General features: G+C 37.1%; 28 protein-coding genes. 15 read left to right on the forward strand and 13 right to left on the reverse strand.

Features of this window, described 5'->3' with window-relative positions; all coding sequences use genetic code 11:
• Nucleotides 1-10 precede the first annotated feature (10 nt).
• The 6 genes from BQ7352_RS11040 (at nucleotide 11) to BQ7352_RS11065 (ending at nucleotide 4638) form a co-directional block, all read left to right on the forward strand.
• On the forward strand, nucleotides 11-586 hold the full coding sequence (locus tag BQ7352_RS11040; RefSeq protein ID WP_072449281.1) for a cell division protein SepF: 576 nt from the start codon (nucleotides 11-13) through the stop codon (nucleotides 584-586).
• A gap of 9 nt (nucleotides 587-595) precedes the next feature.
• Nucleotides 596-1348 carry a YlmH family RNA-binding protein gene (locus tag BQ7352_RS11045; protein ID WP_072449282.1) on the forward strand — a complete coding sequence of 251 codons (753 nt, stop codon included), beginning with the start codon at nucleotides 596-598 and terminating at the stop codon, nucleotides 1346-1348.
• Between the two features lie 15 nt (nucleotides 1349-1363).
• The gene (aroB, locus tag BQ7352_RS11050; RefSeq protein WP_072449283.1) at nucleotides 1364-2476 is read left to right on the forward strand and encodes a 3-dehydroquinate synthase; all 1113 of its coding nucleotides are present in this window, start codon (nucleotides 1364-1366) and stop codon (nucleotides 2474-2476) included.
• Nucleotides 2473-2973 (forward strand): signal peptidase II, encoded by a 501-nt coding sequence (lspA, locus tag BQ7352_RS11055; RefSeq protein ID WP_072449284.1) that lies wholly within the window; start codon nucleotides 2473-2475, stop codon nucleotides 2971-2973. The genes aroB and lspA overlap by 4 nt, the downstream gene beginning before the upstream one ends.
• Nucleotides 2974-3001: 28 nt before the next feature.
• Nucleotides 3002-3919, forward strand: a complete 918-nt coding sequence (locus BQ7352_RS11060) for an RluA family pseudouridine synthase (protein WP_072449285.1) — start codon at nucleotides 3002-3004, stop codon at nucleotides 3917-3919.
• Nucleotides 3920-4008: 89 nt separating this feature from the next.
• A complete protein-coding gene (locus tag BQ7352_RS11065; protein ID WP_072449286.1) occupies nucleotides 4009-4638 on the forward strand; it encodes a cytidylate kinase-like family protein in 630 nt (209 codons plus the stop codon).
• Nucleotides 4639-4721: 83 nt separating this feature from the next.
• On the opposite strand, the gene BQ7352_RS11070 is transcribed toward BQ7352_RS11065, so the two are convergent.
• Nucleotides 4722-5438, reverse strand: a complete 717-nt coding sequence (locus BQ7352_RS11070; protein WP_072449287.1) for a tRNA lysidine(34) synthetase — start codon at nucleotides 5436-5438, stop codon at nucleotides 4722-4724.
• A 310-nt stretch (nucleotides 5439-5748) separates the two neighbouring features.
• Between BQ7352_RS11070 and BQ7352_RS11075 the strand changes: the two genes are divergently transcribed.
• From BQ7352_RS11075 to BQ7352_RS11085, 3 genes are all read left to right on the forward strand, one after another.
• The gene (locus tag BQ7352_RS11075) at nucleotides 5749-7056 is read left to right on the forward strand and encodes an AI-2E family transporter (RefSeq protein ID WP_072449288.1); all 1308 of its coding nucleotides are present in this window, start codon (nucleotides 5749-5751) and stop codon (nucleotides 7054-7056) included.
• On the forward strand, nucleotides 7057-7506 hold the full coding sequence (gene dtd, locus BQ7352_RS11080) for a D-aminoacyl-tRNA deacylase (RefSeq protein ID WP_072449290.1): 450 nt from the start codon (nucleotides 7057-7059) through the stop codon (nucleotides 7504-7506).
• A gap of 164 nt (nucleotides 7507-7670) precedes the next feature.
• Nucleotides 7671-8738 carry a tyrosine-type recombinase/integrase gene (locus tag BQ7352_RS11085; protein ID WP_072449291.1) on the forward strand — a complete coding sequence of 356 codons (1068 nt, stop codon included), beginning with the start codon at nucleotides 7671-7673 and terminating at the stop codon, nucleotides 8736-8738.
• A 5-nt stretch (nucleotides 8739-8743) separates the two neighbouring features.
• On the opposite strand, the gene BQ7352_RS11090 is transcribed toward BQ7352_RS11085, so the two are convergent.
• From BQ7352_RS11090 to BQ7352_RS11105, 4 genes are all read right to left on the reverse strand, one after another.
• Nucleotides 8744-10165 carry an FAD-dependent oxidoreductase gene (locus BQ7352_RS11090; protein ID WP_072449293.1) on the reverse strand — a complete coding sequence of 474 codons (1422 nt, stop codon included), beginning with the start codon at nucleotides 10163-10165 and terminating at the stop codon, nucleotides 8744-8746.
• A gap of 101 nt (nucleotides 10166-10266) precedes the next feature.
• Nucleotides 10267-10758, reverse strand: coding sequence for a hypothetical protein (locus BQ7352_RS11095; RefSeq protein WP_072449295.1), 492 nt, complete (start codon nucleotides 10756-10758; stop codon nucleotides 10267-10269).
• Nucleotides 10759-10775: 17 nt separating this feature from the next.
• Complete coding sequence (locus BQ7352_RS11100; RefSeq protein WP_072449296.1) at nucleotides 10776-11396, reverse strand: superoxide dismutase; 621 nt, start codon at nucleotides 11394-11396, stop codon at nucleotides 10776-10778.
• 55 nt (nucleotides 11397-11451) lie between these two features.
• The gene (locus BQ7352_RS11105) at nucleotides 11452-12261 is read right to left on the reverse strand and encodes a MerR family transcriptional regulator (protein ID WP_072449838.1); all 810 of its coding nucleotides are present in this window, start codon (nucleotides 12259-12261) and stop codon (nucleotides 11452-11454) included.
• Between the two features lie 108 nt (nucleotides 12262-12369).
• Here BQ7352_RS11105 and BQ7352_RS11110 point away from each other — a divergent pair, with 108 nt between their 5' ends.
• Entirely contained in the window at nucleotides 12370-12981 is a 612-nt protein-coding gene (locus BQ7352_RS11110) for a GNAT family N-acetyltransferase (protein ID WP_083429896.1), read from the forward strand.
• A gap of 117 nt (nucleotides 12982-13098) precedes the next feature.
• On the opposite strand, the gene BQ7352_RS11115 is transcribed toward BQ7352_RS11110, so the two are convergent.
• The 4 genes from BQ7352_RS11115 to BQ7352_RS11135 form a co-directional block, all read right to left on the reverse strand.
• A complete protein-coding gene (locus BQ7352_RS11115) occupies nucleotides 13099-13338 on the reverse strand; it encodes a hypothetical protein (protein WP_072449300.1) in 240 nt (79 codons plus the stop codon).
• A gap of 237 nt (nucleotides 13339-13575) precedes the next feature.
• Complete coding sequence (locus BQ7352_RS11125; protein WP_072449302.1) at nucleotides 13576-13956, reverse strand: mannose-1-phosphate guanylyltransferase; 381 nt, start codon at nucleotides 13954-13956, stop codon at nucleotides 13576-13578.
• A gap of 37 nt (nucleotides 13957-13993) precedes the next feature.
• Nucleotides 13994-14443 carry a GNAT family N-acetyltransferase gene (locus BQ7352_RS11130; protein ID WP_072449304.1) on the reverse strand — a complete coding sequence of 150 codons (450 nt, stop codon included), beginning with the start codon at nucleotides 14441-14443 and terminating at the stop codon, nucleotides 13994-13996.
• 185 nt (nucleotides 14444-14628) lie between these two features.
• Nucleotides 14629-14871, reverse strand: coding sequence for a hypothetical protein (locus tag BQ7352_RS11135; protein ID WP_072449305.1), 243 nt, complete (start codon nucleotides 14869-14871; stop codon nucleotides 14629-14631).
• Between the two features lie 286 nt (nucleotides 14872-15157).
• On the opposite strand from BQ7352_RS11135, the gene BQ7352_RS11140 reads away from it, so the two are divergent.
• Genes BQ7352_RS11140 through BQ7352_RS11160 form a run of 5 tightly spaced genes read left to right on the forward strand, consistent with a single transcriptional unit; the run spans nucleotide 15158 to nucleotide 19181 of the window.
• A complete protein-coding gene (locus BQ7352_RS11140; RefSeq protein WP_072449306.1) occupies nucleotides 15158-15667 on the forward strand; it encodes a nitroreductase family protein in 510 nt (169 codons plus the stop codon).
• Between the two features lie 27 nt (nucleotides 15668-15694).
• Nucleotides 15695-16285: a nucleoside-triphosphatase gene (locus BQ7352_RS11145; RefSeq protein ID WP_072449307.1), complete on the forward strand. Its 591-nt coding sequence runs from the start codon at nucleotides 15695-15697 to the stop codon at nucleotides 16283-16285.
• Entirely contained in the window at nucleotides 16282-17292 is a 1011-nt protein-coding gene (locus tag BQ7352_RS11150; protein WP_072449308.1) for a FecCD family ABC transporter permease, read from the forward strand. Before BQ7352_RS11145 ends, BQ7352_RS11150 begins: the two co-directional genes overlap by 4 nt.
• A gap of 11 nt (nucleotides 17293-17303) precedes the next feature.
• On the forward strand, nucleotides 17304-18074 hold the full coding sequence (locus BQ7352_RS11155) for an ABC transporter ATP-binding protein (RefSeq protein ID WP_072449309.1): 771 nt from the start codon (nucleotides 17304-17306) through the stop codon (nucleotides 18072-18074).
• 18 nt (nucleotides 18075-18092) lie between these two features.
• On the forward strand, nucleotides 18093-19181 hold the full coding sequence (locus BQ7352_RS11160; protein WP_072449310.1) for an ABC transporter substrate-binding protein: 1089 nt from the start codon (nucleotides 18093-18095) through the stop codon (nucleotides 19179-19181).
• On the opposite strand, the gene BQ7352_RS11165 is transcribed toward BQ7352_RS11160, so the two are convergent.
• From BQ7352_RS11165 to BQ7352_RS11180, 4 genes are all read right to left on the reverse strand, one after another.
• Nucleotides 19178-19813 carry an endonuclease III domain-containing protein gene (locus BQ7352_RS11165; protein ID WP_072449311.1) on the reverse strand — a complete coding sequence of 212 codons (636 nt, stop codon included), beginning with the start codon at nucleotides 19811-19813 and terminating at the stop codon, nucleotides 19178-19180. The genes BQ7352_RS11160 and BQ7352_RS11165 overlap by 4 nt on opposite strands.
• A gap of 11 nt (nucleotides 19814-19824) precedes the next feature.
• Nucleotides 19825-20586 carry a nickel pincer cofactor biosynthesis protein LarB gene (gene larB, locus BQ7352_RS11170; protein WP_072449839.1) on the reverse strand — a complete coding sequence of 254 codons (762 nt, stop codon included), beginning with the start codon at nucleotides 20584-20586 and terminating at the stop codon, nucleotides 19825-19827.
• Nucleotides 20579-21739, reverse strand: coding sequence for a rhodanese-like domain-containing protein (locus tag BQ7352_RS11175; RefSeq protein WP_072449312.1), 1161 nt, complete (start codon nucleotides 21737-21739; stop codon nucleotides 20579-20581). The genes larB and BQ7352_RS11175 overlap by 8 nt, the downstream gene beginning before the upstream one ends.
• A 92-nt stretch (nucleotides 21740-21831) precedes the next feature.
• Nucleotides 21832-24492 (reverse strand): DEAD/DEAH box helicase family protein, encoded by a 2661-nt coding sequence (locus BQ7352_RS11180; protein ID WP_072449313.1) that lies wholly within the window; start codon nucleotides 24490-24492, stop codon nucleotides 21832-21834.
• Between the last annotated feature and the right edge of the window lie 68 nt (nucleotides 24493-24560).

A 24560-nucleotide genomic window follows, 5' to 3' on the forward strand; every position in this document is an offset into this window, starting at 1 on the left:
ATTTTATAAAATGAATATTTTAGGTAAATTTATAGATGCTGTAAAGGTAAACGATGATTTTGATGATGACGATTTTTTAGATGATTTCGATGACGATTTTGAAGACGAAAAACCTAAAAAAAGATTTTTCAAAAAATTAGATGACGATTTCGATGATGATTTTGATGATATTTCTTCAACGAAAAGCTATAAAAAAGCAGAAAAACAAACTGCTGCAACAAAACAGCCAAAACCTGCAAAACAAACATCCGCTTCCAGCAAAGTAACACCTATGTACAACGTAAAGAAAAAACCATCTTCCAGTGAAGTCTGTGTAATTAAGCCAAAACAATTTGATGATGCAACAGAAATCGTTGACGCACTTTTGGACAACTGCACTGTAATTTTAAATTTAGAAGGTCTGGATATTAATCTTGCTCAGCACATTATTGATTTTACTTCCGGAGCCAGCTATTCTATTCAGGGAAGCATTCGTAAAGTTTCTTCTTATATCTTTATTTTAACACCGGAAGGTGTGGATATTACCGGTGACTCTCAGGAGTTACTTAATGACATCACAGGCGGCTCTATGTACGAAGGGATTTAATCTTGCCTTATGGAAAAAGAAGAGTTATTTAAAAAACGTATGTTAGAGTTAAGTAAGAAATCCTACTATAGAGGAATTCTTACTTACTCTGATTTTTTAGATTTAAACGAACAAAATATTCTTCACAGTCTTTCTTTTCAGGATACAGGAGTTCAAGTTCTGTTATTTGGAGGCTATGACACGGCAGAGCGTCAGATGGCGGCATTCGTATCTGATGCTTTTTATTGTAAAGAAGATTATCCAATTGACTGTATCAAAATATCTCCTTTAAATAGAAAATTTTCCGATGTTTTGACACATCGTGATTATCTGGGTTCCATTTTAAATCTGGGAATTGAGCGTTGTAAAATCGGTGATATTTTAGTAGAAGAAGATGGCGCCTTTGTTTTTTGTCATACTTCTATGACAAATTTTCTTATGGAGGAAATCTGCCGTATTAAGCATACACCTGTAAATACAGAGTTAATTACAGAAGAGAACCAGCTTCCTGCTCCCAAAAGAGAAGAAATTTCAGGTACAGTTGCTTCTCCACGTCTGGATAGTGTGATCGGACTTGCCTTCCATACGTCCAGAAGCAGTATGATTTCTTATATTGAAGGCGGTAAAGTTTTCATAAATGGAAAAAGTGTTGTATCTAATGGATATGTTTTAAAAGAAGGAGATATTGTATCTGTCCGAGGAAAAGGAAAATTTCAATTTCATTCCGTAACCAGTAAAACAAAGAAAAATCGTTATCATATAATTTTACATAAATATTGTTAGACAGGAGGTTTTTCAATGGGAGAAGAAATTTTACAAGTGAAAAAAAATGGAGATTTTCACTACAACATTTTTTTTGAAAAAAGTTTTTCAAAATTATCAGAAAAATTAAATTCTTTAAACAAAAAAGGGCGAAAAATTTGTATTGTAACAGATACGAATGTTGCTCCTCTTTATCTTGAAACAATTATGGATGAGCTTAAAAATACAGATTTAAGTGTCACTTCATACGTTCTTCCTGCCGGAGAAGCAAATAAAAACTTAAAAGAAATTGAAGGTATTTATGAACACTTAATTATCAATCATTTTGACAGAGGAGATTTATTAGCAGCTTTAGGCGGCGGTGTAATCGGAGATATGACAGGTTTTACTGCAGCTACCTATCTGCGTGGAATTGACTTTATACAAATTCCTACAACATTACTGGCCCAAGTGGACAGCAGTATAGGTGGAAAGACCGGCGTAGATTTCGGACAATACAAAAATATGGTAGGGGCTTTTCACCAGCCTCTGTTTGTCTACGCAAATGTACAGACTCTCAAAACATTGCCAGAGACAGAATTCACCAGCGGAATGGGTGAGGTAGTAAAGCATGGTTTTATACGAAATAAAAATTACAGTCAATGGCTTTTAATGCATAAAAAAGAAATTATGGATAGACAACTGGATATATGCCAGGAAATGATATTCCAAAGTTGTGTCATCAAAAAAACCATTGTAGAAAATGATCCTTTAGAGCATGGAGAGCGCGCCGTTTTAAATTTTGGACATACTATCGGTCATGCTGTAGAAAAATTAAAGAACTTTTCTCTCCATCATGGTCATTGTGTCTCTATTGGCTGTGCTGCAGCTTCTTATTTGTCCTGGAAAAAGGGATATCTATCTGAAAGTGAATATAGAAAAGCTCTGGAAGAATTAAAAGCTTTCCATCTACCTGTAAAAGTAAGTGGATTATCCTGCGAAGATATTTTGATGACTACCAAATCAGATAAAAAGATGGATAAAGGTCATATTCGCTTTATTTTATTAGAAAAATGCGGAAATGCAATTATTGATACTTCCTTACAGGACTCCGATTTAATGGAAGCTATAAAAGAAATATGTACGGAAGATAAGGAGGCTGCTTTATGAGAAAAAAACAACGTATTCTATCCTTCTTTCAACTTTTTATCGCTGTCACACTGCTGACAGGATTTGATCAATTGACAAAATTTCTGGCTGTTAAAAATTTAAAAAACAAAGCGGATATTCCTTTAATCCCGGATGTTTTGTATTTTCAATATCTGGAAAACAGAGGAGCTGCTTTTGGTATCTTCCAAGACCAGAAAATTTTCCTGGTAGTTTTAACCAGCTTAATTTTAGTCGGTGTGTGTTATGTGCTATGGAAAATTCCAGCAGATAAAAAATACATTTTCTTAAAACTCTTATGCTTTCTAATTACAGCAGGAGGTATTGGAAATCTAATTGACAGAATTCGGCTGGATTATGTTATTGATTTTATTTACTTTGCCCCTATTGATTTCCCTGTTTTTAATGTAGCGGATATCTATGTAAGTGTGGGTATGGTTTTATTGTTTATTGTAGTTTTGTTTTATTACAAAGACGAAGATTTTAATTTTTTAAAATGAAAATGCAAAGAATAAAGGAGTTTGATTTATGAAACAACTTTGTCTGCAAGTAGATGCTGCGTATGCCGGAGAAAGAGTTGATAAGTATTTAGCAGAAGTAATGAATGACTACTCTCGCTCTTTTTTACAAAAACAATTAAAAGAAGGAAATGTAAGCGTCAACGAAAAACAAGCAAAAGCCAGCCTGAAAGTAGCAGAAGATGATGAAGTTCGTATTTTCATTCCGGAAAATAAAGAACCGGATATTGAGCCGGAAAATATTCCTCTAGATATTCTCTATGAAGACACACAGCTTCTGGTGGTAAATAAACCAAAAGGAATGGTCGTTCATCCCAGCGCAGGACATTATTCTAAAACATTGGTAAATGCTTTAATGTTTCACTGTAAAGATCAGCTTTCCGGTATAAATGGTGTATTAAGACCGGGAATTGTGCATAGAATTGATATGGATACAACCGGAGCTTTAGTCGTATGCAAAACAGATCTGGCTCATCAAAGCCTGGCAGAGCAGTTAAAGGTGCATAGCATTACGCGGCGCTATCGGGCGATTGTTCATGGGTGTTTAAAAGAAGACACCGGCACAATAGAAGGTACTATCGGGAGACATCCTACAGAGCGAAAAAAAATGGCAATTAATGTTAAAAACGGAAAACCTGCAACAACTCATTATAAAGTTCTGGAACGATTTGAAAAGTTTACTTATGTTGAATGTGAGCTTGAAACAGGACGTACGCATCAAATTCGTGTGCACATGAGCAGTATTGGTCATCCCCTTTTAGGTGATATCGTTTACGGACCAAGAAAATCTGCAGTTGCCGGTCTTCAAGGACAGACACTCCACGCTATGGTTCTTGGATTTATTCACCCTGTTTCAGGAGAATATATGGAATTTACAGCTCCACTTCCAGAGTATTTTGAAAAACTGCTAAAAAAATTCAGAAAATAGTCAGGAAAATATATACATTTACTAAAAAATGGATTATAATAACAGTAACAACAAAATGAGCATTGCATAAAAGAGAGGAGTGTGTGGTTATGGCAGAAAATACAGTTATAACAATCGGACGTCAATATGGAAGCGGAGGACGAGAGATAGGACTTCGCCTTGCAGATGAGCTAGGTATTAAATGCTATGACAAAGAGCTATTAAATCGAGCAGCAAAGGATAGTGGTATTTGTGAGGAATTATTCGAACATCATGATGAGAAACCGACAAACAGCTTTTTATATTCTCTGGTAATGGATACATATTCCTTTGGTTATTCATCTGCGGCTTTTGCTGATATGCCTATTAACCATAAAGTTTTTCTGGCACAGTTTGATACTATTAAAAAGCTGGCACAAGAAGAGTCCTGTGTTATTGTAGGTCGTTGTGCAGATTACGCTTTAGCGGATTATGAAAATGCTTTCAGTGTATTTATTCATGCAGACATGGATAAACGAATTCGTCGTATTGCAACTAAATATGAGCTATCTGATTCAGCAGCAAAAGATAGAATACGCAAAACAGACAAACAAAGAGCCAGCTATTATAACTATTACACCAGCAAGAAATGGGCAGAGGCTGCCGGATATGATTTATGCCTTGACAGCGGTGTATTTGGTATCGAAGGCTGTATAGAAATGATTAAGAAAATGTTAGAATTAAAAAAACGCAAAATCTAACAAAACTGCTCAAACTTAAATACTCAGTATAAAAAGAGGATGTCGCTTTATGAACATAAATGTTTAAAGCGACATCCTCTTTTTTATTTACTCCACCCTGAAATAGAGCTATTTTGAATTGCTGTAAACATTCTTTCCTTAACTCCGGGGTTTTCCTTTGTAAGTGTTTTTAAAAGTTCTTTTGCATATTGCCGTTTTGTATATCCATCTACAGGACATGGGCTTTTCTCAATCATCAGCTGGTATTTATTCTTAAATCCAATCACATCAGCTTCATTTACATAGAGCAGAGGACGAATTACCGTTAAATCCATTCGGTCCAGGTAAGTTTTAGGAGAGAACGTATGAAATCTTCCTTCGTAAATTAAAGAAAGCAGCATTGTTTCTACTACATCATCTTTATGATGAGCGTAAGCCACTTTATTGCATCCTAAATCTTTAGCAGCATTGTTTAATGCGCCTTTTCTCATTTTCGCACAAAGAGAACATGGATTTTTCTCTTTTCTTTCTTCAAAAATAATAGGAGCAATATCTGTTTTTACAAGGGTAAAAGGAATTTCCAACTTCTTGCACAAATCTTCAATTTTGTCCGGGCAAAAATCTTTATGTCCTAAATCAACGGTAATTCCTTCCAATTGGAAATGCTTTGGATAAAAACGCCTGAGGCCATGAAGCGCATAGAGCATCGTAAGGCTGTCCTTTCCTCCTGAAATACCTACAGCAATTTTATCACCTTCTTCTATTAATTGAAATTCATCTACAGCCTTTCTAGTAAGGCTTAATAATTTCTGTAATGTCATAAATATCTATCCTTTCAAGTAATCAATCATTCTTTTACTCCCAAAGAGCATAGCATAGATATAGAAAAAAAGAAAGTTTTTTCTTTGTTTGTAAACACAAGGTATAAAATTCGTGGTATAATAATTGCGCATTGTGCAATTCAAGCCGATTTTATCGGCTTGCCGTCACAAGATGACGGATTATACCGGCAGGCCACGACTTGTCGAGAAAATGCTCTGACGAGCGCTTTCTCCCCTGCGTACGTGGTATAATAATTGTGCGTTGTGCAAACAGTTGACGAGAAGAGAATAAGAAGAGAGGAGGCGCAGTATGAAATTTCGTTGGAATAAGAAATATCTATATTGGGGGATGACAGCCTTTGCTGTAATCAGTGCCAGTTTGCTGTTTTATTTTATCATTTTCCGTATGGATATACTTTTAGGACGGGCAAAGAAACTCACCAGTATTTTAATGCCTGTTATATGTGGCGCAATCATTGCCTACTTGCTAATACCAATTGTAAATTTTCAGGAAAGAAAAATCTTTCATTTTTTAGAAGAAAAAAAGCAATTTACTTTAGAAAAAAAACATAAAAAAATCATTCGTTATACAAGCATCTTTTTTGCATTGGTTTTTGCATTTTTTATCATTTATTCGCTGCTTGCCATGATCATACCAAGTATTTTGGAGAGTATTATCAGCATTATCAATGACTCTCCACGATATGTACAAAATATCAAACACTGGCTGGAGTCTATCTTAAAAGATAATCCTGAATGGCAGACAATGGTTTTTGATTATTTAAACCGTTATTCGCCCAAAATAGAAACTTTTTTGAATGTTGAAGTTTTACCTCAAATTAAACAATTACTTCAGTCTTTGACAACAGGAGTATTTGGAACACTGGTCTTTATTAAAAATCTTTTAATTGGATTGATTATTTCCATATACCTTATGGCTGATAAAGAAGTTTTTGTAACACAATCTAAAATGTTTGTCTATGCGCTTTTTGACACAGAAAAGGCAAATGGTATTGTAAGAGCTTTTCGTTTCACCCATCGTACTTTTGGTGGATTTATCAATGGTAAAATCATAGACTCTATTATTATCGGTATTTTATGTTATATTGGAACCAGCATTATCGGTACACCTTATGGATTACTTGTCAGCGTAGTAGTAGGAGTTACAAATGTTATTCCATTTTTTGGCCCTTATTTGGGGGCAATTCCAAGTGCCCTTATTATTTTAATGGTAAATCCTATGCATTGTCTGTATTTCCTGATTTTCATTTTGCTTTTACAGCAATTTGATGGAAATATTCTCGGCCCCAAAATTCTTGGAAACTCTACCGGCTTATCAAGCTTTATGGTAATTGTTGCCATTCTTTTGTTTGGTGGTCTTATGGGAATTTCAGGAATGATTATAGGCGTACCTGTATGGGCAGTATTTATGGCAGGGATTAAGTACTTCCGAAACCATGAGTTAAAGAAAAAATCTATGCCTACAGATGATACCTTCTACGAAGATATGGCTTATATTAATCCGGAAACTTTGCAGCCGGTTAGGCTCATGGAAACAGAACACCCGAAGACTTCTATTAAAACAAAAAAAGAGGAAGAAGAAGAGGAAGAGAAATAAATGAAGTTAGTCATACAAAAAGTCAGCCATGCTTCTGTAGAAATAGAAGAAGGGCGCATTGCAGAAATTCAAAAAGGATTTTTGGTTCTTGTGGGAATTGGTAAAAACGATACAGAAGACACTGTGGATCAATATGTAAAAAAGATGGTAAATCTTCGTATTTTTACAGACGAGAATGGTAAAACAAACCTTTCTTTGGCAGATGTTAATGGTGAAGTTCTTTTAGTGTCTCAATTTACTTTATATGCCAATTGTAAAAAAGGAAACCGTCCAAGCTTTTTTGATGCCGGAGAACCTAAAGAAGCTCAACGCCTATATGAATATATGGTAGAAAAAGTAAAAGAATTTGTTCCTGTCGTACAAACCGGAAAATTTGGCGCACTTATGAAAGTATCCTTAATTAATGAAGGACCATTTACCATTTTGTTAGACGAAAATACTTTTGCATAAAAAATCATTTAAAAACACCTTTAGAACTGAAAACAGCAGTTTGAAAGGTGTTTTTCTTATTCGATTAGTTTAGCGGACAAATACAGATTTAACCGAAAAACTATAGACTTTTCATTCTATACATGTTAAACTACTCTTGAAAATCATATTTTGGGAGGTTCTTTATGGCAAAGCCAATTACATATCGTGAACAAGAAAAAATTGAAAATACTGTAAAACTTCGTGAATTCTTAATGGAGCTTCCTCCTTATGTGAAGGATTATTTCCGCGCTAAAGAACCCACGACTTCAGACAAAACCCGTTTATCGTATGCTTATGATTTACGTGTATTTTTTCGCTTTTTACAAGAAACAAATCCTGCTTTAAAAGAAAAATCCTTGTCAGAAATTTCCATACAGGATTTATCCTTACTTGAACCTGTAGACTTTGAAGAATTTCAGGAATACTTAAAAGCATACAAATCTGCAGACAATAAATTAGAAACTAATTCCCGTACAGGAATTGCCAGAAAAATGTCTTGCCTTCGTAGTTTTTATGATTATTTATGCAAACGCCAATTATTGTCCTCAAATCCGGTTCGCCTTGTAGATATGCCAAAAATTAAGGAAAAAGCCATTATCCAGCTAGACCCTGATGAAGTTGCCAATCTTCTGGATTATATCGAAAATTATGGAAAACAGCTATCCGGTGTAAAACTTTACCATTATAATAAACAAAAATATCGAGATATTGCTATTGTTACTCTCCTGCTCGGAACAGGTGTTCGTGTATCTGAATTAGTAGGGTTAAACATCGGCGATATTGACTTTAAAAATAATGGTATCCGCATTCTTCGAAAAGGCGGTAATGAAATGATTGTCTATTTTGGCACTGAGGTAGAACAAGCGTTGAAGGATTATCTGGAAATTTCCCGAAGCGGTATTACTCCCCTCTCCGGCCATGAAGATGCTCTCTTTCTCTCCGGACAACGGAAACGAATTAGTGTAGATGCCGTAGAAAAAATGGTAAAAAAATATGCCTCTGCAATTTCTGTAAAAACCATTACTCCTCACAAATTACGAAGTACTTACGGTACTGCCCTCTATCGGGAAACAGGAGATATTTATCTGGTTGCAGACGTTTTAGGACACTCTGATGTCAATACTACAAAGAAACACTATGCCAAATTAAGCGATGAGCGCCGCCGATCTGCTTCAAAAGCTGTTACTTTAAGAGAAAAATTAGACAATTAATGCTATCAGATGTTTTTCTGCGCCGGACTATTCAATAGATTACCTTGATAATCAAAACGAGAACCATGACAGGGACAATCCCAACTTAATTCCGCTGCATTCCATTCAAGCTGGCATCCTAAATGAGGACATCGGATATCTACGGCATAAATTTCACCATCCATGTCCTTATAAATGCCTACCTTTTTCCCTTTATACAGAACCACTCCTGCCTGTCCCGGCAAGATATCTTCCACTTCTTTTCCCGGTATAAAAAGAATACGCTTACCCAATCCCTTTACAGAATGACCTGTTTCCTTTACAAGGGCAGGCAAATTTCCCAAAGAAAATCTGGAAGGTGAAAAAACGTCCTTATAAAAGACCTCCTGCCCACAAATCAAATCACGTAAAATGAGCGCCGCTGTCATAGCTGTCGTCATCCCCCACTTTTGAAATCCCGTAGCAATATACCAATCCGGATTTTCCCTGGAATACTGTCCAATATAAGGAATTTTGTCTAAAGTCATGCAATCCTGCGCTGACCAATGACAAATTTCCTGACTGTTTGGAAACCATTTTTTCGCTGCATTTTGTAATGCTTCATAACTTCCTGCATTTTTTCCTGTACGATGTCCCATTCCTCCCAAAAGTAAATATTCTCCATAGTTGCGAAAAGAATAATCTCCCTTTTCAGCTCCCATATAGATACCGTTTACCTGTGACGCATGTTTTAGCGCCAGAACATAAGAACGCTCCTGATGCATTTTTGCAAAATACATTCCGGGAAAATTCACAAAAGGAAAGTGGCAGGTAAAAATAATCTTTTCTGCCTGCACACTCCCACGTTTTGTTGTAATTTTATGGTTTTCTACTTTTATTACCTCTGTATGCTCATAAATCTTTATTGTTTTACTAATTGCCTTTAAAAATTTCAACGGATGGAATTGTGCCTGATTTTGAAATTCCACAGCACCCCATACAGGAAAAGGCAAGGGAAGTTCTTCCTTTGTAAGAGATGCAGGAAGTCCTAAAATGCACGCTGCCTTTGCCTCTTCTTCCAACTCTCTTCGGCTTTTGGAATAAATATAAGAATTCTTGTATTCAAAATCGCAGTCTATCTGCAAGTCTGTAATCATATTCTGATATTCGTGGATTGCTGTTTCATTTGCCAGTGCATACTGCCGGGCTTTCTCTTTTCCATATTGTTTTAATATAGAATGATAAATCAAGCCATGCTGGGAAGTAATTTTTGCCGTAGTATTCTGTGTCTGTCCGCTTCCTATTTCCTTTGCTTCCAAAACTACTACATCTTTTCCTTCTCTTTGCAGATAATAAGCAGTTAAAATTCCCGTTATTCCCGCTCCGATTACTACAACTTCTGTTTCTATATTTTCATTTAAAGGTTTTCGTTTTTCGATTTCACAGGTTTCTCTCCAAATTGATTTCATAAACTACTCCTATATGCCGCAGTGCGCTTCCTGCAGAAAATTTTTATTGTACAGGACGCAATCCCCTATACAATAACTAATATGTCATACAGGCAGCTTTCTTATTCATAAGGACACATTACAATAATTTTCTGTGGTGTGGTCTGTGGAGGAATACTTTTCGTTGTAGCGGTGTAATAAACAAGAAGCTCCGTATTTATAGGCGCACAGGCATATCTCTGTCCATTAATGGTAGAAATATTTGTCATAGGACTTAAATTCAGCTTTAAAGACTGCCCCTGCGCTTCTAAATTTTCATCAAAATAAGCCAACATAACCTCCTGATTTTGCCTTAACGCCGTAATCAGCTCCGCCTGATACTGTGGAGGGAAAATAGCAGGTGCAGGCAAACTGGTATCATAAAAGGCAGCAATTCTCATTCCCGGTCTTAGACGAACATTGTGAATAACTGTGGTGTCTCCTGTAAGAATAAAATTTATTGTTTCATTTTCCTTATTTTCAACCTTCAGGGAGATTACCATAGTACAGCAGGAATTCCCATGCGTAATACGCTCTATTATTCCAATTACTTTTTCATAATTACTATAATCCATAAAAAATCCTTTTTTCTTTATTCTATGACAGAAGCTATAAATGGTTCTCCCTGCTGCCAACGCATTTGCGCTATCTCCCAGTTTATGACTTTAAACCAATTATCAATATAATCTCCTCTTAAATTGTAATGCTTCAAATAATAGGCATGTTCCCATACATCAATACAAAGGATGGGGAACATTTTATTCAAACACGGAACACCTTGATTTGCAGTTGTAATAATCCGAAGCATTCCTCTTTCCCATACCAGCCACGCATATCCGGAGCCAAATACAGACAATGCTGTCTGCTTAAAAATTTTCTGAAATATCTCAAAACTCTGGAACTGACTTTCAATTTCTTTATATAGTTGATTATGGGAGATTTTCTGGGGAGGCTGAAGCCCTTCAAAATAAAACCTGTGATTGTATACTCCTCCGCTGTTTTTTCCAATATCACCGGGCATTTGTGTCAGTTCCTGCAAGGTACATGACTGCAGTTTTGGCTCTTTTTCAAGTAATTTGTTCAGATTATCAATATAGGTTTGTAAATGCTTCTCATGATGCAAATACATCGTTGTCGCATCAATATAAGGCTCCAATGCCTGATAAGAATACGGCAAAGGTGTGTTTATAAAAGGATATTGATTGTTATTCATAGAAATTCTTTCTGTTATATGATTATGGATATTCTATGCAAAATCCTAGAAAAGTTTACAGTTGTTCCGCTTTTATCATAATTTGGGTAATGTAATCTTCCTCTCTTGATACAGAAAAATCATTCATCCCCCACTCATAGGCAAATCCCGTCAAACGCAGGTTCTCTTTTTTTGCATAAGTAAACATTTTCTCATAAAGCTTTGGTAAATAACTCCAGCTTCCTTTCAAATACGCACACAAATAAGTACCCTTTGGTTTTATCATTATTTTCTCTTTGAAAACTGCCCTAAAAGCCGGCGTAAAAAGTCCGTCATACTCCTGAAATTCTCCTTTTTCTGCTTTTTCCACAGAAATGTAACTTCCTATTCCCATGCGGCACTGCTCTAGTCCCCAGACTTCTTTTACATGAGCAAATGCTTCCTCTAAAAACTCTTCTTCAAAATTATAAGGTGTAGTCAAATAGTGCTCTTCCTCACACTCTTTTAAAAAAATTTCTCCGCCTTTTAATTGTTCACAGATTTCTGTCTGGTTTTTTATCACAGAAAGAATATGCCTGGTTCTTGCAAGTTTTTCCATCTGCCTGTCAATTTCTCCGATTTTTACCTCTGCTAATTGCAGGAAATCTTCAGCATTTGGGTGCTCTATATATTCCTTTATTTCTTCCATGCTCATGTTCAGCTCTTTCAGCATACGTATATACTCAAATACCCTATTCTGCGAGGTTTCATAATAGCGATATTGATTTTCCCCTTTTTGGGCAGGAGAAAACAATCCAATACTGTCATAATAATGCAGCGTTCTTTTATTAACTTCATGAAGCTTGGCAAACTCTGCTATCGTGAGCAGCTTTGTACTTTTTTTCATCATTTTCAAATCTCCTATTGACTTTACACTAACTGTATACTTTATTATACAGTACAGCAAAGAAAAAACAAGAAAAGAAACTTTATCGAAATAGGAAGGATTATTACAATGGAATTTAGAGAATTTAGAAAAGAAGATACTCCTGCATTGGAAGCGATTATTCGCCAAACTTGGAATTACGATAAATTTGTCAGTCCTAAAACAGCCCAAAAGCTTGCCAGAGTATTTCTGAGCAGTTGTCTTACCAACCAAACCTTTTCTCAGGTAGCTTTGGAAAATGGCAAACCTGTGGGAATTATTCTTGGAAAAAATATTTCTGCTCACAAATGTCCATTTTCATATAGATGGAAACAAATTTGTTCTCTCATCTCTCTTTATCTGACACAAGAAGGCCGAAATGCCTCCAAAATCTTTGGCAGTGTAAATGGAATTGATAAAGAATTACTGGCGAAATGCGGTCCTTATCCTGCAGAATTGGCGCTTTTTGTTATTAGTCCTGACTGCCGTGGAAAAGGCGTAGGGAAACAATTATACCAGCGATTTCTTCAGTATCTGAAAAACGAACATTTGAACAGTTTTTACCTTTACACAGACACCAGCTGCAACTACGGTTTTTATGAACATCAGGGAATGGTACGAAGATGTGAAAAAGAACATTTTTTTACTGTTAATCAACAACGCTCAAAAATGACATTTTTTATTTATGATTATGAAATCTAAAAGGGCTGCCGCATGAAGTATCTTCTAAAAAGAGACTTCATGCGGCAGTTTGTTCATGAAATACAGCGTTTTTCAATTCTTTGTTTCATTTCCTTATTCCCTTTATAAGCTGGAATTTCAAGATTTATTTTCCTTTGTAAAAAGCATTTTTAATGCCTTAAAGCCAAAAAACGCCCCAACTACTCCATATATAATTCGATTTATATCATCTTTTAGAAATGGAAAGTATGCTGGTGGCTTTATGGCACAATAGATTAAAAAGGCACAGATTATCAATACAACAATAGCTACTAAAACTTTCATTAATGTTCCTCTTATTGGTATTGATTTTTTCTTTTCCCAAAATGGTATAAACATAGATATACCTCCATAAAATCTGGTGCACAGAAAGAACGATGTGACTCTTTCCATGAGATTGAATGTATCTTTGCAGCTTGTAACAAGTTTGTTCTATCCACTGTCACAATCATGTGTTTCCCTCCACAACCTTCTAAATTTACTGCACTGCAAATTGGAAGGTTATTTTTCATAGGATACCATAGAAGAAATTTGTTAACTTCCTCGTCTTTAAAAATAAGAAACAGCACTTCCAAATCAACTTCTGTCGTTCAAAAGTTTATTTACTCGTTCAACTGGAAATCTGTCTTCAATGTCAATTATTTCAAACAAATTTAGGGACAATTCTTTCTCTCCAATCAGAGTAAGATATTCATTAACAGCTCTGCGGTCAATCATAATTTTTCCATGACCGTCCCAATGACGATTGTTCTCTCTCTTTTTCAAGCCAGAAATCCAATATTCATCGCCGTTTTCAATATCTACATAGTTAGAATAACCACCATTATATTTTTGAAAAGCATGGTCATTAAAATAAATGGTTTTCTTGGTTTTTGAAGTTTTCACATATCCAATCCATGCTGGACCATCATCAGAATATCCTGTTTTTAGTTCAATATACATTAAATTTTTAATCATTTATATCACTCCTAAATTGGAATTTATCAAGCTTTATTTATAGTAACAAAGCAAGCTCAATTTCATCCTCATCTTCATTTCCAGTTTCCCTAAAACCAAATTTATAATATAGATGCAGTGCAATGGAGTTATCTTTATTGCACGTTAAAGCTACTTTGTTAGATTGACCAAATGGTTTGGATGCAATATAATCCAGACATTTTCTTAAAGCAAGTTCTCCAAATCCCTGATGCTGATACGCAATATCAATCATCATATGCCAAATATTATACTCCGCGAGGTCATAATCATATATCACCATCACATAACCAACCATTGTATCATCATTGAATATTCCAAAAGGAATACATTGGTTATAATATACATATGCTTGCGCTAAGCTCCTGATTGGATTTGAAACAAATTGCTCTTGTTCCTTAGCCAATTTTAAATTAAACGCCTGTATAAAGTTATTCTCGTCAATTCTCACTAATTCAATATTACTCATAATTCCTCCTGTTTGTTGTGGAGAGATTATAGCATATAATCTCCCTCCAAGTTTAATGTTTCAATCGTCATAAGATAATAGTTTCTATTCATAATGAACATCTCCTTTCGGTTTAGGATATCTATAATAAACACAAACGTGTAATTGTATCGCTGCAAACTCAAATTTACCACACAAACTGAGATTTACATAAATCTGCTTATCAAATTATAAGCTGTAACCACATAGACAAAGATTGCTACACCTGTAAATATCAGAGCATCTTTCTTCGCTCCTTTGTCGTAACACTCTTTTGCATTTGTTAAAAGAGTTAATCCCATAAAAACAAACATAATTGGCAGTGTTATATCCGTAGATATTATGTTCATCAATCCAAGAGAACCGAAAATAATCGTTAAGACACTAAATATTGCTTTCCAAATACACATACACATTCCTCCTTAAAAAATTCAAATATAAATATTTCAAAAAATGTTTCTTTAAATCCCATTGTTATCGCTCTAAAATTTTGTTTTCATTGATATTTCTAATATTATATCATTTTAAATACATAAAGTCATTATTTTCCTATTATTTGTCAGAATATTTTTCATCTCTGCCTTACCAAAGCTTTTTCAGTTATTATCAATCCGTGACAAATTTGTAAAAATAGATTTATTTCCTTTCCAAAAAGCTTTATAATTAGGATAGAAAAAAAGAAAGGAGTTTTAAATTATGAATACGTCAGAAGTTATTCGTGCACGAAGAAGCATTCGAAAGTATAAAGAAAATTTTGTTATTCCTCAAAAAGACATTGAAACCATGTTGGAGGCTGCCATGATGGCGCCAAGTGCCTGCAACACAAGACCATGGGAATTTGTTGTTGTAGAAAACCCAGCAATAAAAGAACAGATTATAGAAATCAGTCCCCATACTTCTATGCTCCATACAGCAAGTCTTGCCATTGTAGTATGCGGCAGACCGGATTTGCAGGAAACGATATGCAGCGCTTTTTGGCCACAGGATTGTGGCGCTGCCATTGAAAATCTCCTTCTTCAGGCAACTGATTTAGGATATGGTACTTGCTGGTGCGGTTTTTATCCGGTAATGGAACGTGTGGAAAAGCTGCAAAAGCTCCTTCAGGTTTCCAGTGTTCCTCTGGCTGTTGTAGCTGTAGGAAAAGCTGAGCAAAATCCTGATGCACGAGGATTTTTTGAACCTTCCAAGGTTACCTATTTAAAATAAGCAAGATAATAAAGGCAGGTATTTTACATGCGTCATTTTTTTCTCACAGGAGCTTCCGGTATAGGAAAATCCACTCTTCTTATGGAGGTTTTACAAGAAATGGAATTTCCTATATCTGGTTTTTTTGCTCAAAGACAGCTCCTTCCTGATGGTACTACCGGAGGCTTTCGTCTCCTCCCTTGGAGCAGCAGGCTTCCCCTTACTGCCACATATCAGGCAGAAGCATCCGATTTGTTCATAAAAAAATCGGACACAGGCTGGCAAAAAGATTTACGTATTTTTCAGACAACTGCAATTACACTGTTAAATGAAAAGACACCTTTAAAATGTCTGGACGAAATTGGAGGAACAGAGCTTCTCGTTCCCGAATTTTTAAATACGCTCTACACTTTGTTAAAAAGCGATATCTGCTGTGTAGGTGTCATAAAAAGCCCTCAAAATCTGACTTCTATGATGACAAGAGTCGAAATGAAAAGACAGGAAGCCATAAGCCTTCAGAAATTACACAAGGATATGACTCAGCAGTTTCACAGCGTCATTGTAGAACTAACAGCGTTTAATCGTGAAGAAGTAAAGCTTGCCTTAAAAAACTTTTTAAAAACTGAGGTTCACACATGACAAAGAAAAAACAAAAGCATTGGATTTTTTGGTTGTTTTTATTATTTTCTCTTTGCTTTTTTTCTTCCTTTCTTCTGGGACGCTATCCCATTTCCCCTGTGGAATTGGTAAAAATTCTATTTTCCAAAGTTTTTCCGATTTCTCCTACATGGGATACTCAATTAGAAACTATCTTGTTTCAGATACGGCTTCCCAGAGTATTTATGGCAGCGTTAATAGGAGGAGGATTATCTTGTGCCGGTGCTGTATATCAGGGGATTTTTCAAAATCCTTTAGTTTCTCCTGATGTACTTGGAGTTTCTTCCGGAACGGGATTTGGAGCTGCTTTGGGACTTTTGCTGGGCTTTGGCTATCAGGCGGTTTCAGTCAGCGCACTTTGCTTTGGACTTTTGGCAGTTCTTGTTGTTTATTTGATTAGCAGAAGAGTCAAAAGCAGTCCTACCCTTGCTTTGGTACTGGCAGGTATTCTGATAAGTTCACTGTTTTCATCCTCCATCTCTTTAGTAAAACTGGTGGCTGATACAGACAATATACTGCCTGTCATTACTTACTGGCTGATGGGAAGCCTTGCATCTATTCGTCCGGATGATGTTCTTTTTTCCGCACCTTTAATTATACTGGGGCTTATCCCTCTTTATCTTTTTCGCTGGCAGATGAATATTGCCACTTTAGGTGATGACGAGGCAAAATGTATGGGTATTTCCATTCAAAAAATCCGCTTTCTTGTTATCTTTTGTGCTACACTGATTACTGCTGCAGCAGTATCTGTAAGCGGAATGATTGGCTGGGTTGGACTGATTATTCCTCATATTGGAAGAATTTTAGTAGGAAATGATTATCAGAAACTTCTTCCTGCTTCTTTCCTGTTAGGCGGCAGTTTTCTTGTAATAACTGATAACTGTGCCAGACTTTTATCCACTAATGAAATTCCTATCGGAATTTTAACTGCCTTCGTGGGGGTTCCCATTTTTCTATATTTGATTTTGAAAAAAGAAAGTAATTTTTAAGAGGTGATAATTTGAACTTATCCGTATATTCTCTGTGTTTTTCCTATCATACAGCTCCCTTATTAAGAGATATTCGTTTTTCTCTGGATACAGGAAGTTTTGTATGTGTGCTGGGCAAAAATGGCGCCGGAAAAAGTACCTTATTTCAATGTATTTTAAATTTGCAGAAAAACTATACAGGGACAATTTCTCTTGATGGCAAGGATATAAAAAATTTTAAAGAAAAAGAACTGGCAAAATCCATTGCCTATATTCCTCAATTACATAAACAAAACTTTTCGTTTTCTGTATTTGATACGGTTCTTATGGGAACTACTGCCAGTCTTTCTCCTTTTTCAACACCAAAGGAAGAACAAAAGGAAACTGCTATGGAAGCTCTTCGGCTTATGAATATGGAAAAGTATGCTTCCCGCTCTTTTTCTCATCTAAGCGGAGGGGAACAACAAATGGTTTTGATTGCCAGAGCCCTTGCTCAACAAGCTCCCATTCTCATTATGGATGAGCCATGTTCCAGCTTGGACTACGGAAATCAAATCCGTCTTTTAAAAAAGTTAAAACAGCTGTCTGCACTTGGATATCTTGTTCTGCTTTCCACACACAATCCGGAACATGCTTTTCTTTTTGCAGACAAAGTGCTTGTTTTACATAATGGAACTGCTATGGCGCTGGGCTCTCCCAAAGAGGTACTTACTGCTTCCCTTTTAGAAGAAATTTACAGTATTCCCATACAGCTTTATACATCTTCTGATGTTCCGCAGCCTGTGTGCATTCCCAAAATTTAATTTATTATGGAGGATTTTATGAAAAAGAAACTATTTACTATTTTACTATCTGTATCATTGATTTTTAGCTTTACCGGCTGTTCAAAGGAAGAGTCTGCTAAAGAGCCTGTCAAAGAAGTACAGACACAAGAAAGTGCTGAAGCAGAAAAAACACGCACTTTTACAGACTCTGCAGGACGAACTGTAACCATTCCAAAAAAATTGAAAAAAATCGCTCCTTCTGGTCCTGTAGCTCAATTAGTGTTGTATACGGCAGCGCCGGATTTACTCTGCGGCCTTGCCAGAGAATTCCCCAAAACAGCAGAAGGATATATTGACAGCAGTTATTATTCCCTCCCTGTTTTCGGTCAGTTTTATGGAAAAAATGCCAATCTGAATATGGAAGCACTTTTAGAAGCAGCTCCGGATCTTGTAATCGATATTGGTGAACCAAAAGAAAATATTGCTGAAGATTTAGATGCACTAAGTGAACAGCTTGGTATCCCTGTTGTCTTTATTGAAGCAACTCTGCCTACGATGGAAAACGCTTATACAAAGCTGGGAGAATTAACCGGAAATGAAAAAGAGTGTGAAGAACTTGCAAATTATTGTAAAAACCTTTTAGAGGATACTTCCAAAAAAGCTGCATCTATACCAGAAGACGAGAAAAAGACCATTTATCTGGCTTCTGGAAGTGAAGGCTTAAATACAAATGCTTCCGGCTCTATTCACGGAGATATTGTGGAACAGATTGGTGCAGTAAATGCTGCAAGAGTTGACGCTGCCTCTACCGGCGGCGGAAGTGAAGTTTCCTTAGAACAGATTTTCCTTTGGAAGCCCGATATTGTCTTAGCAGACACAAAAGAGCTTTATGAAAAGATTTTAAATGATCCCGCATGGCAGGATTTAGAAGCTGTAAAGAATAAACAGGTTTATCAAATTCCCGATATTCCATACAGCTACATTAACAATCCTCCTTCTGTCAATCGTTTTATCGGTATTCCATGGCTTGGAAGTATTGTCTATCCCGAAGTCTATACCGAAGATATTCGAAAAGAAGTAACTGAATTTTATCAGCTTTTTTATCATATAGAATTAACTGAAGAACAGCTTGACGAAATTCTTTAAATTCCATTCTTCTCACAGATATCTGCCAGACAGCATCTCTCACAATGGGGTGTTGTTCTGGCAGTACATATTTCTCTCCCATGATATACAAGGCGATGACAAAAGTCACTTCCCTCTTCGGGAGGAATGATTTTCCATAATTCCATCTCTACCTTTTTCGGTTCTTTAATATTTTCTACCAGCCCAATGCGGTTTACAAGACGAATGCAATGGGTATCGGTCACAATGGCAGGTTTTCCGAATACATCCCCCATAATCAGGTTTGCACTTTTTCTTCCCACTCCCGGGAGTTTTAAAAGAGCCTGAAAATCATCCGGCACTTTCCCTTGATATTCATCTTTTAAAATTTTCATACAAGCGCAAATATCTCTTGCTTTGCTCTTTCCTAAGCCACATGGACGTACAATTTTTTCTACTTCTTCTACCGGTGCTTCTGCCAGAGCATTTACATCTGGATATTTTGCATATAAATCCTCAACAACAACATTTACTCTGGCATCAGTACACTGTGCAGCCAAACGCACACTGACCAGCAATTTCCACGCATCGTCATAATCCAGTGTACAGCCGGCATCCGGATATTCCTTTCGCAAACGTTCAATGACTTCCAACGCTTTTTCCTGCTTTGTCATGTTCTTTCTCCTTAGTTTTTCTTGCTGTCCAAATGGTTAATCATACTAGCTAAATATCCTGCACCAAAACCATTGTCAATATTTACCACGCTGATGCCGCTGGCACAGGAGTTCAACATAGACAGCAGCGCTGATAAACCGCCAAAATTGGCTCCGTATCCCACACTGGTAGGCACTGCGATTACCGGACAGTCTGCCATGCCTCCGATAACACTTGCCAGTGCGCCTTCCATACCGGCAATGGCTACAATGACTCTCGCACTCATGATTTCATCTACATGGTCCATCAGGCGGTGCATGCCCGCTACCCCTACGTCATAGAGGCGTATTACCTCATTTCCGTATATTTCTGCGGTAAGCGCAGCCTCCTCAGCCACAGGCATATCGCTGGTTCCTCCTGTGGCAATGACGATTTTTCCTGCTCCGTCCGGCGTTGGAATTTTTCCAATTCTTCCGGTACGTGACATCTCGTCATATTTTAAATCTAAATACTGCTTCACATAATCAGCTGCTTCCTGACTCATTCTGGTAATCAGCACTGTTTTTTCCTGTTCTGTGAGCATTGCCTGTGCGATTTTTAAAATCTGTTCTTTTGTCTTTCCGGCACCATAAATCACCTCTGCCATTCCCTGACGAATACCTCTGTGTGTATCCAGCTTTGCAAATCCCATATCTTTATAAGGCTCTGTTTTAATCTGAAGCAGAGCTTCCTCCGGTTTCACGCCTCCGTTGGCTACCTGTTCCAGCAGCGTCTGCAACTGTTTCTTATCCATTTTCTTCGGTCCTTTCTGCGGTGTCATAATTTTCCAGAAAATGGTGTTTTATCCCATTTTCCTTATATGCAATCACAGTGCTTAAATTTACATTTTCTACACTTTTAAAAATATTTCCTTCGATAAAAGGATTGATTTCCTTTAGCTCTTTAATCAGTCCTTTGATTTCCATACGCTTTGAGCCTGTGCTTCCGTCTTCTCTGCAAGTGGTACAGGTATCTGTAAAACGGCAGGCACATTGAATAAAGTGTAAATCGTTGTAATCACGCCAATGCTTAATATCATCTTCACGGATTAAATACATAGGGCGAATAAGCTCCATGCCCTCAAAATTTGTGCTGTGAAGCTTTGGCATCATGGTCTGGATTTGTGCTCCGTAAAGCATTCCCATGAGAATGGTTTCAATCACATCGTCATAGTGGTGTCCCAGAGCAATTTTATTACAGCCCAGTTCTTTTGCTTTACTGTACAGATAGCCCCTGCGCATACGGGCACACAGATAGCAGGGGGATTTCTCAATCTCATACACCGTTTCAAAAATATTTGTCTCAAAAATTGTAATGGGAATGTTTAAAAGACGGGCGTTTTCCTCAATTACTTTTCGGTTCGTTTCGTTATATCCCGGGTCCATTACCAGAAAAATTACATCAAAATTTACTTTTCGATGCTTTTGCAGTTCCTGAAACAGCTTTGCCATAAGCATAGAGTCTTTTCCGCCGGAAATGCACACGGCAATCTTATCCCCCTCTTTTACAAGCTCATATTCGTTGATGGCTTTTGTAAAACGGCTGAAAATCGTTTTATGAAATTTTTTTCTGATGCTTTTTTCAATTTCCGGATATCGCTCCTCTGTGGAAAAGCTGTCTAAAAGCCATGCCCCATATCCACCTGCAAGATGTGCGACATCATACCCCTTTTCTTCCAATTCCTCTGCTGCCTCATAGCTTAAAATCCCTTTGGCGCAGTATAAAATTATCTTCTTTTCTTTTGGAAGAAGCTCCGGCTTCTCCCGAAGCCTTGACAGAGGAATATTCACTGCATTGGGAATAAAACCGTGGGCAAAAGCTGCTTCTTCCCGAATATCTACCAGCAGATATTCCTCTTTGTTTAAGTTTTTTAAATCCTGTATCTTTATTTCTAATGTGTTGTTCATCTTATAATCTCCACTCTATAAACTGGTAAAAGTAAAATTCACACCAGTTTATATTGTACTGGAAGAAAAAAAACTTGTCAATGAAAGAAGAATTACTCCAAAGCTCCTTTTATTTCCTTTTTCCTGTTGAAAAGCCGTTCATTTCGACTGCCAAAGGCTTCTGCCCTTCCTTTGAGCAACACAGCCCTTCCCTGCGGTGTTCTGGTATATACCAGATGATATTTGCCTAAGTGAGAGGACATAACTTTCTGGAAGAACAGGGCATCCTGCTTTGTCTTAGAAAAAACAGAGGGCACACAGTAATATTTCGTCATAGCTCCCAATGCCTTCGGTGCGTACAAAAGGTAACGCTGATTATCCACTGCCGCCAAAAATTCCTCCATACACTGGGCAAACAGTTCTTTCTCTCTTGTCGTTCCACCCTTTAAAAACACCTGATAATCTACACCGTTTACCGCATCCACACTGATTTTACAGGAAGACGTAATATTTTGAGACTCTGTAAGAGCCGCTTTCATTCCTTCTGCCATTTCTCTCAATCGCTTTAAAGGACTGGAAAAGTGCACAAGCCGCCACACACCCCAGAGAAAAATTCCGGCTGCTGCCACGGTAAAAATAAAGTCTGTAATACCCTGCTGCCCATAGCTTCTGCGAAAAGCGCCCCGTATCATGCCCTGACTCATTCGAATTGCAACACTTAACGCAATCATACCCAAAGCATTGAAAAAAGAAGCGCTGGGATTTAAAGTCTTTTTCTTCATTTTACAGGTTTCTACGGCTTCCATATTTCCCTGAATATGAACTGCCTGCTGCCACTGGGCTTTTAATTCTTCCCGCATACACGCCCGCAGCTTCATGTCTTCATTGATTTCCATAAGATGACGGTAAGTGTAAGGAGGAGTAATGGTATTTAAACGTTCCATACCGTTTTCAATCACTGTTCCATCATAACTCACTCCTAAAAATCCCATCATCCTTCTTTGCAGTGTACGGAAATCTTCTGTCACTTCGCAGGACTCCTTCGTATCTGTCATACAGACCAAATGCCAGATATTACTGGTTTTGTCAGGATTATCCTTACTTGCACGGATAGCTCTTCCTCGCATCTGATTACCCAACACATAAGAACCCACAGAGCTTGCCATAATCAGAGCATTGATACAAGGAGAGTCCCAGCCTTCTCCCAACAGTGATTTCGTTCCAATTAAAATTTCGATTTCTCCTTTTTCAAAGAGCATGGTAATCATCTGTGTGCACAAATGGGTATTTTCTGTAAGCAAAATCTCACTGTAACCCAAACATTCTCCATTTTCATTTAATAATGCCTTTGAAGGAAGTTTTTCTATACCAAAAGAACAGGAAATGCGTTTCAGAGCAGCCAGCGCTGTATCCGGAACATAAATCAGACTTCCGCATAAAACACCTAATTTCCAATCCGGATTTTCCCTTCTCAGCATTTCAAAAATAGGCAGCACCCCTAAGGTGTCCGGCAGGAAATTGGGCTTTCCCATCTTTCTTGCATATTCCTTTTTAATATAATCTGTCAAAATCAAAAGCCGTAACTGATTACCCAGAGAAGAATATTCCAGTCTGCAAATTTCCGAAATACTTTTTAATTTTCCCGCACTGTTCATCAAAGTCTTTTCCAGCTTCTGATTTACGAAAAAAGCAACCTTCTTTCTCTCTATCAATCCATGGGCTTTTAATTGCCGAATAAGCTCCTCCCGATATTCCTCCTGACACACGAACTCAGATACATCATCATATAAAAATCCCTGCAATAAAATTTCCATCCACTTTTCAGACATAAACGGAAGCTCTTTAACATTTAATATTTTCAGCCATCTGCGGGCATAAGGAATATTCTGCTCCTGACAATAAATCAGCAAAGAAGATAAATATGCAGGATTTTCCAGTAATTTTTCCAAATATCCCTGTACGTCTTCCAACCCTTTGTGAGATGCCACAGCTTCCTTTAATCGTACATCACCCATGAGTTTTTGCATCATTTGAGCTGCCTTTTGCCGAAAGAAATCTACCTTTTCCTGCTCTTCACCTGTGGGATAATTAAAATACACAAAATCCTGATGTGGGCAAAGGCTGTTTTCCTTTACCAGCTCAGGAACTGTAATTTCTTCATCCACAGGTCCGCACATATTACAGTAACGTTCCCATTGCACCGACGTCGCGTCATAAGGAGGTGTTGCTGTCAATGAGATTACCGTAACCTCTCCCATTTCCTTCATAAAATCTTCTAGCGCCTTCCACCATTCGTTTTTCAGATGGTGACATTCATCTAAACATATAACCTTTATCCCTGCTTCCTTTACTGTTCTAAGAAGCTCAAAATGAGAAAAATCCATGGCTTCCTGATTTTCTGTTTCCTCTTCCTCAGTTATTCCGGCATAATGTGTCATGCCGCAAAATAAAGTCTGATAGGTAATCGAAGTAATGAGCTTTGGATTTTGAATATCATTGGAAAGAATATCTTCGGGCGAAAGCTTCTCATTTAAGAAGCCGTCTTTTATTCTTTCCAGCCACTGCTCCCGAATAACAATTCTTGGTGAAAGGATAAGACAGGGCTTTTGTGTCCGCCTGATAAGTTCAATGCCTAAGGTTGTCTTGCCTGCGCCGGGAGCAGCTACAATATGTATTTTTTTGTCGGAGAGATAAGCATCCGAGGAGTTTAAGACACGCTCCTGATACCTTCTCCATGTGCCTTTAAAAGATAGAATGTTATCATATAAATTCATATATTTAATCCTTTCCGGTGGGGTTATATGTATTTCAAATTTCCGGTTTTCATTTCTTCCATTTTCCC

Source organism: Blautia sp. Marseille-P3201T, assembly GCF_900120295.1.
GTDB lineage: Bacteria > Bacillota > Clostridia > Lachnospirales > Lachnospiraceae > Blautia.

Coding starts and splice junctions, on each gene's coding strand:
- BQ7352_RS11110 (WP_083429896.1), top strand. CDS start 12,370: ATGGAATTTAGAGAATTTAGAAAAGAAGATACTCCTGCATTGGAAGCG.
- BQ7352_RS11115 (WP_072449300.1), bottom strand. CDS start 13,338: ATGTTTATACCATTTTGGGAAAAGAAAAAATCAATACCAATAAGAGGA.
- BQ7352_RS11065 (WP_072449286.1), top strand. CDS start 4,009: ATGGCAGAAAATACAGTTATAACAATCGGACGTCAATATGGAAGCGGA.
- BQ7352_RS11095 (WP_072449295.1), bottom strand. CDS start 10,758: ATGGATTATAGTAATTATGAAAAAGTAATTGGAATAATAGAGCGTATT.
- BQ7352_RS11160 (WP_072449310.1), top strand. CDS start 18,093: ATGAAAAAGAAACTATTTACTATTTTACTATCTGTATCATTGATTTTT.
- BQ7352_RS11165 (WP_072449311.1), bottom strand. CDS start 19,813: ATGACAAAGCAGGAAAAAGCGTTGGAAGTCATTGAACGTTTGCGAAAG.
- BQ7352_RS11060 (WP_072449285.1), top strand. CDS start 3,002: ATGAAACAACTTTGTCTGCAAGTAGATGCTGCGTATGCCGGAGAAAGA.
- larB (WP_072449839.1), bottom strand. CDS start 20,586: ATGGATAAGAAACAGTTGCAGACGCTGCTGGAACAGGTAGCCAACGGA.
- BQ7352_RS11105 (WP_072449838.1), bottom strand. CDS start 12,261: ATGAAAAAAAGTACAAAGCTGCTCACGATAGCAGAGTTTGCCAAGCTT.
- BQ7352_RS11085 (WP_072449291.1), top strand. CDS start 7,671: ATGGCAAAGCCAATTACATATCGTGAACAAGAAAAAATTGAAAATACT.
- BQ7352_RS11045 (WP_072449282.1), top strand. CDS start 596: ATGGAAAAAGAAGAGTTATTTAAAAAACGTATGTTAGAGTTAAGTAAG.
- dtd (WP_072449290.1), top strand. CDS start 7,057: ATGAAGTTAGTCATACAAAAAGTCAGCCATGCTTCTGTAGAAATAGAA.
- BQ7352_RS11140 (WP_072449306.1), top strand. CDS start 15,158: ATGAATACGTCAGAAGTTATTCGTGCACGAAGAAGCATTCGAAAGTAT.
- BQ7352_RS11100 (WP_072449296.1), bottom strand. CDS start 11,396: ATGAATAACAATCAATATCCTTTTATAAACACACCTTTGCCGTATTCT.
- BQ7352_RS11040 (WP_072449281.1), top strand. CDS start 11: ATGAATATTTTAGGTAAATTTATAGATGCTGTAAAGGTAAACGATGAT.
- BQ7352_RS11180 (WP_072449313.1), bottom strand. CDS start 24,492: ATGAATTTATATGATAACATTCTATCTTTTAAAGGCACATGGAGAAGG.
- BQ7352_RS11150 (WP_072449308.1), top strand. CDS start 16,282: ATGACAAAGAAAAAACAAAAGCATTGGATTTTTTGGTTGTTTTTATTA.
- BQ7352_RS11130 (WP_072449304.1), bottom strand. CDS start 14,443: ATGAGTAATATTGAATTAGTGAGAATTGACGAGAATAACTTTATACAG.
- BQ7352_RS11175 (WP_072449312.1), bottom strand. CDS start 21,739: ATGAACAACACATTAGAAATAAAGATACAGGATTTAAAAAACTTAAAC.
- BQ7352_RS11125 (WP_072449302.1), bottom strand. CDS start 13,956: ATGATTAAAAATTTAATGTATATTGAACTAAAAACAGGATATTCTGAT.
- BQ7352_RS11075 (WP_072449288.1), top strand. CDS start 5,749: ATGAAATTTCGTTGGAATAAGAAATATCTATATTGGGGGATGACAGCC.
- aroB (WP_072449283.1), top strand. CDS start 1,364: ATGGGAGAAGAAATTTTACAAGTGAAAAAAAATGGAGATTTTCACTAC.
- BQ7352_RS11135 (WP_072449305.1), bottom strand. CDS start 14,871: ATGTGTATTTGGAAAGCAATATTTAGTGTCTTAACGATTATTTTCGGT.
- BQ7352_RS11145 (WP_072449307.1), top strand. CDS start 15,695: ATGCGTCATTTTTTTCTCACAGGAGCTTCCGGTATAGGAAAATCCACT.
- BQ7352_RS11070 (WP_072449287.1), bottom strand. CDS start 5,438: ATGACATTACAGAAATTATTAAGCCTTACTAGAAAGGCTGTAGATGAA.
- BQ7352_RS11090 (WP_072449293.1), bottom strand. CDS start 10,165: ATGAAATCAATTTGGAGAGAAACCTGTGAAATCGAAAAACGAAAACCT.
- lspA (WP_072449284.1), top strand. CDS start 2,473: ATGAGAAAAAAACAACGTATTCTATCCTTCTTTCAACTTTTTATCGCT.